Below are 14,012 nucleotides of genomic sequence, written 5' to 3' on the forward strand. Positions count from 1 at the left end.
GCCCGGTACTGGCTCATGCCCTGCGCCTGTGACGGGAAAAACTTTCAGTTTTACGATATCGGGAAGAATTTCTTTGCAAATTACCTGAATGCAAGTGATAAAAACGAATCTGTTGTCACAGTTTGTCGCCAAATCTCCGTTTGTCGCCGTGATTTTCTAGACGAAATCTTCGCTAAAGTTCACGCGAAGGTGCGAAGTGTTACCACATCCGGTTAGCCTTTGAACCACTGAAAAAGCGGCTGGGTGGCTCGCCCTGTGAGGCTCCCGAATGGATTTCAGCGGCATTGGTGCGTGCGCCGGCCGCTGTGGCGCATGGTCCGTACGCTCGCTCACCAACAAGAAAATCAAGGCTGGATATGTCCTCGTACACCGCAGGTGCTCGTCGTTTTCTCACGGTTCCGGTTTCCGTCCTCCGGGCGCTGGCTCGATGGGCTGTGCTGCTGCTGCTGGGCGGTCTGCTGGCCCCGGTGGCGCAGGCATCGTCATTCAACTGGGCATCGGCCAGCTGCGTCGGCGGTGGCAGCTGCAACACGGTGGGCAGCATCACCCGTTTCAGCAACGCGGTGGCTGGCGCGAATCCGCGCGACATCCTGCTGGAGGTGATCTCGACCACCAATGGCGCGACCGTCTATGAAGCTGCCGTCGGTACGGTGGGTGCTGGCGCGTCCTACATCGACGGCAAGGTCGGCACGAACCTGGCACCGGGTGCGGTGTCGCAGGTGCGGTTCCGCCTGCGGTTCGTCAACCCGGGCACCACCACCGACAACCCGCTGCCGGGGCCGGTGTACTTCACCAGCCTGGACACCGATGGCATGCAGAGTACCGTTTCGGGCGGCTATCGGGAGCGGTTCGAGATCATCACCCCCACGGTCAACGTCGTGATCGGGCCGCAACTGGAAAGCACCACCGCGCTGAACGCAGGGGGCGTGGCCTATTCGCCCGTGGTCTGCGCAAACGGCACAGCGGTCGGCTGCAATGATTCGAACTATGGCGGCACGGGCAACTACGTCTTCTATCCGCTGCTGAGCACCACGCCCAACGTGGCCGCGACGGCGGTCTACACCGGCATGGTCGGCAACATCGACTTCGCCTTCGGTCTCGAAGTGGCCGCCGTGGGCCCGGGCTCGGTGCGTGAAGCGTTCCGCCAGTACGGCATTGCCGGCGGTGTGCCGGATGCGGACATGGTGCCGACACCCATCGTGTGCACGCCCGGAACGGTGGCGGCCGGAGCGCCGACGAGCTGCGCGCTGACCTGCACCAACAACGGCCCGGACGTGGCGATCAACCCGTCCTGCGATTTCACCGGCACGCTGCCCGTCGGCGCCGTGCGCAGCGCCGGCTGCGGCACGCTGACCGGTCTGCTCGCCAGCGGCAGCAGCCGTGCCTGCAGCATCACCTTCACGCCCACGGTCAGCGGGCTTCTCAACCTGACCGGCGGCACCGGCGCACTCAATGACACCAATGGCGGCGCCGTGCCGACCGCCGGCAACAACCCGAGCGCCGGGTCGGTGAACGTGACCGTCCCGACGACGGCGGACATGAGCCCGGTGTTCAGCAACCTGCCTGCACTGCTCAGTCCGGGCGTGACCACGTCCGGCCTGACCTTGACCTGTTCGAACGCCGCCGTCGGTGCCGCCGCGCTGGCCGCGACCTGTGTGCCGACCGCCTCGGCGGGTGTCGTCAGCGCCGTGAACTGCGCGCCGGCCTCCGGCAGCACCGTGGTGGCGGGTGCCAGCATTGCCTGCACCTTCAGCTACACCGCGCCTGGCACGGCGGGTGGCAGCGACACGGTGGACACGGCCGTGCTGTTCACCGGCACCACCGGTGCCACCAACGACGCCACCGCCGCGAACAACACCACCACCGCCTCGGTCCCGCTGATCGATGCCCTGGACGAGACCACGACCACGCCGTACGGCACCGCGGTCTCGCTGGCCGTGCTGGCCAACGACACCCGCGGCGTGGCCGCCGTGACCTTCGGCAGCGTGTCGTTGACCGTGCTCGCCGGACCGACGCCCGGATCGTCGATCGACCCGTCCAGTGGTGCGTTCAGCACCACCGCCACGACGCTGCCCGGCACCTACACGGTGACCTACCAGCTCTGCGCCAGTCCGGCGCTGACGCCCGCGGTCTGCGACACCGCCACCGCCACCATCGTGGTCGGCCCTGGCGCCGACATGGTGCCGACCTTCGGCGCGTTGCCCGGCGCCGTGCACCCGGGGCAGCTCTACACCGGTCTGACCCTCAACTGCACCAACGTCGCCGGCGGCACCAGTGCGGCCACCGCGCGCGGCACACTCTGCCAGCCGCAGGCCAGCGTCGGCACCGTCGGCAACGTGGTCTGCGCACCGCTGGTCGGTGCCGATGTCGCCAGCGGGGCCGTGCAGGCCTGCAGCTTCTCGTACCAGGCCCCCGGCACCCAGGGCGGCGCCGACGAGCCGACCACCGCCGTGACCTTCACCGGCACGACCGGTGCAGCCAACGACCTCAACGGCGGTGTGACCACCGGTGGCAATAACCTCGTCACGGCCGCTGCCGTTGTCATCGATGCGCTGGACGAATCGACCACCCGCCCCGGCGGGGCGACCGGCCAGACCACCGCGCTCGACGCCAACGACCAGATCCCCCTCGGCAGCGTCTACACCCCGCGCGTCGGCGGCACCTGCGCCAACGCCAGCGTGTCCGCGTCCGGCCTCGCCACCTACGACGTGCCGGCCAGCGGTTCCTGCACCGTGGCCTACCAGGTCTGTGCGCCGGCACCGAACTCGACCGCCTGCGACACCGCCACACTCACCGTGACGGCCACTGGCGCCGACATGTCCGCGACCTTCAGCGGCCTGCCAACCGTCGTCCGCCCCGGTCAGGCCCTCACCGGCCTGGGCCTGACCTGCACCAACATCGCCACCACCGGCGCCGCCACGGCCGCCAGTTGCGCACCGACGGTCAGCGCCGGCACGGTCTCCGCCGTGGTCTGCAGCCCGGCGGCGGGGGGCTCGGTCGCCGTCGGCGCCGCGATCGCCTGCACCTTCAGCTACACGGCCCCCGGCGTGCAGGGCGGGGTGGACGAACCCGTGCTTTCCGTCCTCTTCACGGGCACGACCGGTGCCGCCAACGACACCAACGCCGCCAACAACGTCGTCCAGTCGCCCGCGACGGTGATCGACGCGGTGGACGACAACGTCGGCCAGCCCGGGGGCACCACCGGCCGCACCACACCGCTGGCACCGAACGACCAGTACCCCACCGGCAGCACCTTCGCCGGCACCGGCGGCACCTGCGCCAACGCCAGCGTGGGCCTGGCCGGTCTGGCCACCTACGACGTGCCGGCCAGCGGCAATTGCACCGTCACCTACCAGCTCTGTGCCCCGGCACCGGCCCAGACCACCTGCGACTTCGCGACCCTCACTGTCACGGCTGGCGCAGCCGATCTGTCGCCGACCTTCGGCAGCCTGCCGCGTGTGGTCGGTCCCGGCCAGCGCTACACCGGCCTGACGCTGACCTGCACCAACGCGGCGGGTGGCGCGGTGGCGACCTCGCCGACCTGCGCGCCCGACGCCTCGGTCGGCACCATCGGCGATCTGGTCTGCACGCCTGCACCCGGCGCCGAACTCGCGGCCGGTGCGGCCATCGCCTGCACCTTTGCGTACACGGCGCCCGGCAGCCGTGGTGGTGCCGATGAACCGGCCACTGCCGTCGTCTTCCGCGGCCAGACCGGCGCAGTCAACGACAGCAACGGTGGCACCAGCGCCAACGGCAACAACCTGACGCTGGCCTCCGCCACCCTGATCGATGCGGTCGACGACGCCGACGCCCATCCCGCCAGCCTGACCGGCCAGACCACCAACGTCGCCGACAACGACCAGTTCCCCACCGGCAGCACCTTCACCCGCACCGGCGGCACCTGCGCCTTCGCCAGCATGGGCCCGACCGGCCTCGCCACCTACGACATGCCCGCCAGCGGCGCCTGCACCGTCGTCTACCAGGTCTGCGCACCGGCGCCGGACGCCGCGTCCTGTGACACCGCGACGCTCACCGTCACGGTGAACTCGTCCGACATGACACCGACCTTCTCGGGCCTGCCGACGGTTGTGCGCCCGGGTCAATCGCTGTCGGGCCTGAGCCTGACCTGCCGCAATGCGGTCGGCTTGTCGGCTGCCACCGGTGCGCTGTGTCAGCCGAGCGCCTCGGTCGGCACCGTCACCAACCTGCAGTGCGCACCGGCCACCGGCGGCACCGTCGCTGCGGGCACCGCCACCGTCTGCACCTTCGGCTACACAGCCCCTGGCGCTCCGGGTGGCAGCCGTGAAACGGCCACGTCGGTGGTCTTCACCGGCACGACCGGCGCGACCAACGACAGCAACGGCGGTCTGACCACTGGCGGCAACAACAGCGTCAGCAGCACTGCCGCGATGATCGACGCCGTCAGCGACGGCCCGGCCACCGTGCCGAGCACCGGCGCGCGTGTGCCGCTGTACGGCAATGACACGCTCGGCGGCAGCGCCGTCGGCGTGGCACAGGTCGTGCCGACGCTGGTCGACACCAGCAGCCTGATCGGCGCGACCCTGGACGCCGCGACCGGCGAACTCGTTGTCCCGGCTGGCACCGCTCCGGGCAGCTATGCGCTGACCTACCAGATTTGCGCGGCCAGTTCGTCTGCCGTGTGCGACCAGGCGACCGTGCTGGTCACCGTGCAGGGTGCCGACATGGTCCCGTCCTTCGCGGGCCTGCCTGGCGCAGCGTCACCCGGCAGCACCGTCACCGGTACGCTGACCTGCAGCAACAGCGGCCCGACCGCGGCGACGCAGGCCACCTGCGCCGCCACGGGGGCCAGTGTCGGCGCCTGCACGGTCGGCGGCGTGGCCGTGACCTTGCCGGTGGCCAGCCTGCCGGCGGGCAGCGCCATCGTCTGCGCTCTCACGGCCACGGTGCCCGCCAGTGGCGTGGTCGCCCTGACTGGCCTGACCGGTGCCACCAACGACACCCAGGGCGGCACCGGCCCCGGTGGCAACAACAGCACCTCGGCTTCACTGCCGGTGATCGACGCCGTCAACGACGGGCCGGCGACCGTGCCCGCCACGGGCAGCACCCTTGACCTGCTCGTCAACGACACCCTCGGTGGCGCCCCGGTCACGCCCGCCCGGCTCACGGTCACGCTGACGAACCCGGGCGGCCTGACGGGCGCCGCGGTCGATGCACAAGGTCGTCTCACCGTGCCGGCCAACACGGCGCCCGGCGCCTACACGCTGACCTACCAGATCTGTGTCAACCCGGCCACCACCCCGGTGGCCTGCGACACGGCCACGGTCACGGTCAACGTGCTCGGCCAGCCGGACCTGCAGGTCAGCAAGACCCACAGCCCGGCGACCTTCACCGAGCGCCACACCGGTACCTACACCATCACCGCGCGCAACACGGGTGGTTTCGCGACCAGCCTGCCGTACACGGTGGTGGACACGTTGCCGGCCGGCATGGCGGTCGCGGCCGTTCCCACGGGTATCGGCTGGGACTGCAGCCCGACCGTGGTCGGCGCGACGAGTGCCACCTGCACGTCGGGCGTGGTGGTCGCCGCTGGCGCCAGCGCCGCGCCGATCACGCTGGTCGTGAACGTCGCCGCCGGTGCCTGCGCGACGCCGGATGCCGGCGGGCTGTGCTCGGTGGCGGCCGGCACGGCGCTGGTCAACCAGGTCCGTGTCAGCGGCGGTGGCGAGTCTGGCGCCGGCGGTACGGCGGACAACAACACCGGCACCGACCCGACCCCGGTCCAGCAGGCCGGTGCCGTCACCGGCCGGGTCTGGCTGGACGTGAACCATGACCGTGCGCAGAACGGGGGGGAGTCGGGCGTGTCGGGCATGCAGGCCGAGGTCTATCTCGTCATCGGGGGCCTGGAGGTGCTGCAAGGCTCGGCGGTCACGGACGCGCTGGGCGACTACCGCGTGGACGGCCTGGTGCCGGGCAGTGGCTACCTGGTGCGTTTCCTCGACAAGGTCAGCGGTGCCTACTACGGCCGCCCGGTCTCCAACGACCCGGCAGGTGGCAACGACCCGACCGCCGCCACCGGCACCGGTGTGGTGACCAGCGGCACGATCCGCAACCTCACCGTGCCGGCCGGCCAGCGCGCCCGCATCAACCAGAGCCTGCCGCTGGACCCGAGCGGGATCGTCTACGGCACGGACACCCGCGTGCCCGTGGGCGGTGTGCGCGTCGAGTTGCTGGACGCGGCTGGCGCGGCTGTGCCGGCGAGCTGCCTGGTCGGCGGCGCGACCAGCGTCGTCACCTCGGCGGCCGGCCCGCTGGCGGGGGCGTACAGCTTCCTGCTGCACAACCCGGTGCCGACGGGCTGCCCGGGCGCGGCGACCTACCAGCTGCGCATCACGCCGACGAGCGACTACGTGGTCAGCCGCACGCTGACCGCGCAAGCCGGCACGCTGACCCCGCCGGTCGGCTGCACCAATGGTGCGGCGGGGGGCATCTGCACCGTGCAGACGCAGAACGCCGCACCCACCGGCACCGAGTCCACGGCGTGGTACACGTCGCTGCGGCTCGATCCGGCCGCTGGTCCGGACGTGGTGAACAACCACATTCCGCTCGACCCGTCCGTCGTCCCGGCGCTGCTGGTCATCAAGACCGGCGACCGTGCGCAGGTAGAACTCGGTGATTCGGTGCGTTACACCGTGGTGGTCAAACGCTCGGACAGCGGCCGCGCGCTGTTGCCGGCGCTGGACGTGGTGGACACGCTGCCGGCCGGCTTCCGCTACATCGATGGCACGGCGCAGGTGAATGGCGTCAGCGTCGCCGACCCGATCGGCAAGCCCGGCCCTGTGCTGCGCTTCTCGCTGGGCGCAATGGCCTCGGGCAGCACGGTCACGCTGACCTACCGTGTCCGCGTCGGCGTTGGCGCATTGCAGGGCACTGGCATCAACAGCGCGCAGGCCACCGGCAACCCGGGCGCCACCTGCGGCACCACGCCGAACGCGCTCTGCTCCAACGTCAGCCAGTTCCGCGTCCGGGTCACCGGGGGCGTGTTCGCGGCCGAGGCCTGCGTGGTCGGCAAGGTGTTCGTCGACTGCAACAACAACCACGTGCAGGACGACGAGGAACTGGGCATTCCGGGGGTGCGCCTGTACCTCACCGACGGCACCAGCCTCATCAGCGATGTGGAGGGCAAGTACAGCGTCTGCGGTCTGGCGCCGCGCACGCAGGTGATGGTGGTCGACCAGACGACCCTGCCGCGCGGCAGCCGCCTGACCACGACGTCCAGCCGCAATGCGGGCGACGCCGGCAGCCTGTTCCTCGACCTGAAGAACGGCGAGCTGCACCGTGCCGATGTGGTCGAGGGCAGCTGCTCGAACCGTGTGCTGGAGCAGGTCAAGGCCCGCCGCGCCCGCGGCGAGACGCAGGCCGCGGACACCGAGAAGCGCGGCCAGGTGCTGCGTTTCGATGGCAAGCCGGTCACCGCCCCGGCCCAGGCCACCGACAGCGCCCGACAGCGTGGCGGCACGGTCAGACCGCGCCAGCCAGACAGCGGCTCCGCCACCGGAGCTGCGCAATGAGACAGACCACGATGCCAGTTCAGACCCGTGCCCTCCACGCCGTTGCGGCGGTGGTGGTGTTGCTTGGTGCCGGCGCGGCACGCGCCGAGCCGGGCGACACCACCTCCCGCTACCAGCCGCTGTTCACCCCGGTCACCAGCACGACCGCCCCGGCGATCGTGCTCGACGGCCAGTACGCCGCCAATGCCCGGGTCGGGCAGCTCAAGGTCGAGGTGCGCGGTGCCGGTGCCACGGCCGACGGCGTCACGCCGGTCACCCTCACCGTGACGGTGCACGACCGCGATGGCGCGCTGCTCAAGGAGCCCGTGCTCGTCACCATCGAGCACAGCGGCACCGCCCGCCTGCAGATGCAGGGCACGGCCACCGACGAGTTCGGCCCGAGCCGCAAGGACGCCGACCGCCGCGTGCCTGGCACGCAGCTGAAGGTCGTCGGCGGCACCGCCACCTTCAGCCTGATTGCCCCGAGCCAGCCCGAGGACGTGCTGCTGCGGCTCACGGCGGGCGAGGCCGAGGTGTCCGGCCTGATCGGCTTCTCGCCGGACCTGCGCGAGATGATCGCCGCCGGTCTGGTCGAGGGCGTGATCGGCAGCACCCGCCGCCGCTACGACAGCGCCATCACGCCCGCCCGCGTGGACGACGGCTTCGAGACCGAACTGCGCCAGTGGAGCCGCAGCTTCGACAACGGCCGTGGTCTGGCGGCGGCGCGGGCCGCGCTGTTCCTGAAGGGCAAGATCCGCGGCGACATGCTGCTGACCATGGCCTACGACAGCGACAAGGACACCCGCGCCCGCCTGCTCAACGACATCAAGCCGGAAGAGTTCTACCCGGTCTACGGCGACGCCAGCGTCAAGGGCTTCGAGGCGAAAAGCTCGTCCAAGCTCTTCGTGCGGCTCGACAAGGACCGCCATTTCCTGCTCTACGGCGACTTCTCGACCGGTGACGCCTACACGGCTGCGGCTGGTGGCGGCGTCGTGGCCGGTACCCGGATGCGCCAGCTCGGCGCCTACAACCGGGTGATGACCGGCGTGCGCGGCCACTGGGAAACGCCGACCGGCGTGGCCAATGCCTACGCCAGTCGCGACACGCTGCGCCACGTCGTCGAGGAGGTCCAGGCCAACGGCACCAGCGGCCCCTTTGCCGTCAGCGGCACGCAGGCGCTGGAGAACAGCGAGCAGGTGCAGCTCGTCGTGCGCGACCGCAACAACCGCGACACCGTGCTCTCGGTGACGACGCTGGTTCGGCTCAACGACTACAGCTTCGAGCCCTTCAGCGGCCGCATCCTGCTGACCCGCCCGGTGCCTAGCCAGGACGCCGACGGCAACCCTGTCTCCCTGCGCATCAGCTACGAGATCGACCAGGGCGGCGCGGCCTTCTGGCTGGCTGGCGCCGATGCGCAGGTCAACCTTGGCGAGCGGCTCACCGTCGGCGGCAGTGCCGTGGAAGACCGCAACCCGAACGCACGCTTCCGCCTGGCCAGCGTCAACACCGGCGTCAAGCTGAGCGCGCAGACCAGCCTGATCGCCGAACTCGCGTTCACCGACGCGGACCTCGCCGCGCTGCGCCCGACGCTGACCGGCGTCGGCAACACCCCGCTGCCCGGCGGTGACACGACGATCGGCCGCGCTGGCCGCATCGAGCTGGCCCACCGCAGCGACACGCTCACCGCCAAGGTCTACGCCAGCCGCACGGGTGCCGGCTTCGCCAACACCGCTGCGGGTGTGCAGCCCGGCAGCCAGCAGGTCGGCGCTTCGGCGGCGCTCAAGACCACCGACACCGTCACGCTCAAGGCCGATGCCCAGCGCACCGAGGACACCGGCAACGACGCCCGCCGCACCGGCCTGACCGTCGGCGCCGAGGTGGCGGTGACACCGGCGCTGACGCTCGGCGGCGGCCTGCGCCGCATCGAAGAGCGCGGCCGGATCAGCGGCGCACTCGCCACGCTCGGCGCCAACCCGAGCGCGGGCAGCTACTTCACGCCCGGCGCGGAAGGCGGCTTCAGCGGCGCGGGCAGCAGCACGCTGTTCAACGTCAACAACGCGCTGGCGACCACCGGGGCCGCGCCCGGCACCGTGCCCGATCTGGAGGCCACCACTGCGTTTGTCACCGCCGCGTTCAAGGCCACCGACCGGCTCACGCTGCGTGCGCTTGCCGAAGCCGACGTGACCGGCGACGACCGCCACCGCGTGGAACTCGGCGCCAGCTACCAGCTCGCCGAGCGCACGCGGCTCTATCTGCGCGGCGAGTCGCAGACCGGCCTGTCCTCGCAGTACGCGCTCGACAGCGCCGCGCACAGCAACGCCATCGCGCTCGGCATCGACGGCAGCTACATGGAAGGCGGCAACGTCTTCAGCGAATACCGGCTGCGCGACGCCAGCGACGGCCGCGCCTCGCAGGTCGCCACCGGCGTGCGCAATGTCTGGCACGTCGCCGAAGGCCTGGCGCTGACCACCGGGCTGGAGCGGCTGAAGATCCTCGATGGCACCGGCCAGAACGCCACCGCCGCCGCGCTGGGCGCCGACTACACCGCCAGCGAGTGGTGGAAGGCCTCGGGCCGGCTGGAATGGCGCCGGCTGGATGCCGTGTCGACCAACGTGACGCAGGACAGCTGGCTCTCCACGCTGACCGTGGTGCGCAAGCTCGACCGCGACTGGACCGCGCTGGCCCGCAACTACTACCTCGCCACCGACAACCACGGTGCCCGCCCGGACGGCTGGCAGGACCGCTTCCAGATCGGCTTCGCCTACCGGCCGGTGGACCACAACCGGCTCGATGTGCTCGGCAAGTATGAATACAAGACCGAGGACAACATCAACGCCACCGACGAGGCGCGGCGCGTCCATGTCGGCGCGCTGCAGGCGAATTTCCACCCGAGCCGGGTCTGGTGGACCTCGGCCCGCGTCGCGGCCAAGGACGTGCGCGAGCGCTTCCCGAACACGCAGGGCGGCGGCGACGACCGCTACCAAGCGTGGCTGCTCGGCGGCCGGCTGATCTACGACCTCACCGAGGACTGGGACCTGGGCCTGCAGGCCAGCGTGATGCGTGGCAAGGCCGATGGCCAGAATGGCGCGTCGCTGCAGAAGTCGATCGGCGTCGAGGCCGGCTACCTCGTCAGCACCAACCTGTGGCTGTCTGCCGGCTTCAACTGGGCCGGTTTCAGCGACCGTGACCTGTCGAGCGACTACACCGCCCGAGGCGTCTACTTGCGCCTGCGCTACAAGTTCGATGCCGACCTCTGGGCCGGCAGCAACCCCGACATCAACCGCAGCCTGCCGCGATGAACCACAACACCTCTCCCCAGCGCATGGCACTGCGCCCTCTTGTGCTCGCCCTTGGCCTGCTGGCGGCTGCACCGCTGGTGCACGCTGACGCGGTGACCGACGGCGCACTCGCTGCCGACCACCGCGGCTACAAGGTCCAGCAGGACGCGATCCAGGCCCTCAACGACACCGGCCGCCACCGCCTGGCCAGCTATCCGCTGGCCAAGGCGCAGTGCTGGCTGGACGTGGGCTTCCATGAGTACACGCGCAACGACCGCTCGGCCTTCCCGCAGGGCGCGCTCGACGCCTCGCGCCAGATCACGGACTACCTTGCCCGCGGCGGTGCACCCGGTGCCGCCGAGAATCCCGCGCAGCAGACACCGCTGGTCAATGATGCGCTGAAGCTGCGCGATGACCTGTGGGCGCAGGCCGCGGCGCTCAAGCTGCATCCCGGCTGGGGCTGCGTCGAACAGCTCGTCGCCTGCGGTGAAGTCGAACTCGTGCACGCCGGCAACGAGCACCGCCAGCAGGGCTGGCGCCACGCCAAGCCTTATGTGCAGATCGCCGAAGACCTGATCGGCGATGCCCGTCTGGCCACTGATGCCTGCCCGGCGAAGCCCATGCCCGTGGTGGTGCCACCCGAAAAGCCTGTGGCGCCTCCGCCTGTGGCCCCGGTTGCTTCGCCGTCTCCACCGCCAGTGGTCATTCACAAGACCACACTCAGCGCCCACGTGCTGTTCGCGTTCGACCGACGCGGTCTCCAGGATCTCCTGCCCGAAGGCCGCGGCGAGCTTGACCAGCTCGCGGCGCAGCTGGACCGCGTCTACGCCCGGGTGGACCGGCTGGAACTGGTCGGTCACACCGACCGCCTCGGCACCGACGCCTACAACGCCAGGCTGTCCACCGACCGCACCGAAACGATCAAGGCGTACCTGCAGCAGCAGGGTGTGAAAGCCGACATCGTGGCGATCGGCCGTGGGGCGACCGAACCGCTGTCGCACGTCACGTGCGCGCAGCGCACCCAGGCAGCGCTGGCGAAGTGCCTGCAGCCGAACCGCCGCGTCGAGATCACCATCACTGGCGTGCCACGCTGAGGCGATCTCCGAATCCGGTTTTCCTGAAGGCGCCCTGGATTCGGGTGTCGGTGGCGCCGTGAATGCCGTTATGCTTCAAAACGATCGAGCACCATTTTCGACGCGCTGAAACAGCGGCATATGACGACCCAGATTTGGCATCAGGTGATTCGACAGGGCATCGACGACGTGGTGGACAACCCGCATGTCAGTGAGCTGCTGCGCCATTGGCAGCTCACCCGCCAGGGACGCGCGCGGGCCTCGATGGCGATGTTCCATGCCGGACGCTGGCCGGAGCTGTATCCGCGGATGATGCTGCTGCGGCGCGAGGGTGACGAGTTCGTCTACGGCCACTACGGCGCTGAAATTGCCCGCTACTCGCAGGGCGACATGACCGGCCGGCGCGTCTCGGATTTCGGTGGCCGGCTCTCCGCGTTCTTCCAGACGTGTTACCTCGACGCACTGGCGCACGACCAGCCGCTCTATACCGTGCACGTTTCGGACCGCTCGCTGGCCGTGTTCACCTGGGAGCGCCTGATCCTGCCGCTGGACAACCAGGATGGCGATGACTGGCTGCTGGTCTACGGGCATCCGCTGCAGATGCGCCACCAGTTGCTCGAATCGGTGCTCGACGCCACCAGCGACGCCTTGCTGGCGCTGCGCCGGGTGCGCGATGCGCAGGGCGCCGACCTGGGCTGGATGGTGCTGGTGGTCAACCCGGTATTCACGGAGATGTTCGGCGTGGAGGCGCGGGAAGTGATCGGATTTCTGGTGCATGACGCGCTGGTGGACTGGGTGGCGCTCAACATCGAGGCCGAGTGCCTGCTGACCATGCAGGCGCACGGACACCGGGCGGTGACCCGGGTGCTGCTGACCAGCCAGAACCAGCTGCGCTATCTGGACATCCAGATCCGACCGCTGAAGGATGGCGTCGTCATCAGCCTGACCGACGCCACCGACCTGCACGAGGCCCAGAAACGCCTGAGCCACCTCGCGACGACCGACGCGCTCACCGGGCTGGCCAACCGGCGCGAGTTCGACGACCAGCTTCACCTGGAGGCCCAGCGCGCCCGCCGCTCCGGCGAGCCGCTGACGCTGGTGATGGCCGACATCGACGCCTTCAAGGCCTACAACGACCACTGCGGCCATGCAGCCGGGGACGACTGCCTGCGCCAGTTCGCGCTGATCCTGAAGTCGATCTTTGCCCGCGAGCTGGACGTGGTCGCCCGCTACGGCGGCGAGGAGTTCGCCATGCTGCTGCCGGGCACGGGGGTGGAGGGGGCGCTGAACCTCACCGAGCGGCTGCTGCTGCGGCTGGCGCGCGAGGCCCTGCCGCATCCGGCGTCGCCGGTGGCCGGGATCGTGACGGCCAGTTTCGGCGTGGCGGCCTTCCTCGGGCAAGGGGAAGACGATGAGATCCGCCTGCTGCGCCGCGCCGATGCGGCCTTGTATGAGGCCAAGCAGACCGGGCGCAACCGGGTGTGCCGGGCGCGCTGAGCGTCACGGCTGGCGGGTGGCCGCCCGCGCCTGGTTCAGCGCCAGCAGGCGCCGCAGGATCTCTTCCTCGGTGAGCGCCGCGTCGTCCTTCCAGCCATAGGCGGCGGCGACGGTGGCATCCAGCGCCGTGTGGGCCTTGGCGAGCCAGGTCGGGCGCTCGTTGTAGAGGTTGGTCAGCGTGCGCTTGGCGAGTTCCTTTTCGTGGCCGGGCTTGGCAACGAGGCGATCCGGGTAGGGCGAGTGGTCCATGCCCAGCGGCACCACCTCGGGCACGCGGTCGCACCACTCGGGCGGGTTCAGCCAGCGTTCGCGCAACTCGTTCAGGCGCTTGGCGGCGCGGGCGATGGCCTCTGCATGGGCGCGTGTCGTGGCGTCCAGGTCGGCCGGGATCAGCGCACCGTCGGCGAGTGGCTCGGTGCGCTGGTGGGCGGTGTCGGCGGGGGTCAGGCCGGGTGGGAACGGGAAGGTGCGGAACGTGGTGGTGGAGGTGTAGCGGAGAGTGTCCGGATTTCTGTGTGTGAGGCGGTTGGTTGAACTGGCCAGTTGGCCGGGTTATCGAAAGCCGCCGTAGGCGGCGTGGGTGAACCGCTCGCCGTAGAGTATCGCGAACTGGTTCATGGCGGACTTCCAATCCT

General features: G+C 70.1%; 5 protein-coding genes. 4 read left to right on the top strand and 1 reads right to left on the bottom strand.

Features of this window, described 5'->3' with window-relative positions; all coding sequences use genetic code 11:
• The first annotated feature begins 434 nt into the window (after positions 1-434).
• The 4 genes from RMP06_RS06245 to RMP06_RS06260 all read left to right on the top strand — a co-directional run bounded on the left by RMP06_RS06245 (position 435) and on the right by RMP06_RS06260 (position 13,377).
• On the top strand, positions 435-7,550 hold the full coding sequence (locus RMP06_RS06245) for an SdrD B-like domain-containing protein (protein ID WP_310460916.1): 7,116 nt from the start codon (positions 435-437) through the stop codon (positions 7,548-7,550).
• Entirely contained in the window at positions 7,547-10,828 is a 3,282-nt protein-coding gene (locus RMP06_RS06250) for a hypothetical protein (protein WP_310460917.1), read from the top strand. Before RMP06_RS06245 ends, RMP06_RS06250 begins: the two co-directional genes overlap by 4 nt.
• On the top strand, positions 10,825-11,901 hold the full coding sequence (locus RMP06_RS06255) for an OmpA family protein (RefSeq protein WP_310460918.1): 1,077 nt from the start codon (positions 10,825-10,827) through the stop codon (positions 11,899-11,901). The genes RMP06_RS06250 and RMP06_RS06255 overlap by 4 nt, the downstream gene beginning before the upstream one ends.
• A 120-nt stretch (positions 11,902-12,021) precedes the next feature.
• Positions 12,022-13,377, top strand: coding sequence for a GGDEF domain-containing protein (locus tag RMP06_RS06260; RefSeq protein WP_310460919.1), 1,356 nt, complete (start codon positions 12,022-12,024; stop codon positions 13,375-13,377).
• Positions 13,378-13,380: 3 nt separating this feature from the next.
• Here the strand turns inward: RMP06_RS06260 and RMP06_RS06265 are convergent, their stop codons facing one another.
• Positions 13,381-13,692 carry a hypothetical protein gene (locus RMP06_RS06265; RefSeq protein WP_310460920.1) on the bottom strand — a complete coding sequence of 104 codons (312 nt, stop codon included), beginning with the start codon at positions 13,690-13,692 and terminating at the stop codon, positions 13,381-13,383.
• Positions 13,693-14,012: the final 320 nt, after the last annotated feature.

The sequence above is a fragment of the Sphaerotilus sp. genome, from assembly GCF_031429695.1.
GTDB lineage: Bacteria > Pseudomonadota > Gammaproteobacteria > Burkholderiales > Burkholderiaceae_C > Sphaerotilus.

Excerpts from the sequence above, each read along its gene's own strand:
- RMP06_RS06260 (WP_310460919.1), top strand. The coding sequence starts at position 12,022 with ATGACGACCCAGATTTGGCATCAGGTGATTCGACAGGGCATCGACGAC.
- RMP06_RS06255 (WP_310460918.1), top strand. The coding sequence starts at position 10,825 with ATGAACCACAACACCTCTCCCCAGCGCATGGCACTGCGCCCTCTTGTG.
- RMP06_RS06250 (WP_310460917.1), top strand. The coding sequence starts at position 7,547 with ATGAGACAGACCACGATGCCAGTTCAGACCCGTGCCCTCCACGCCGTT.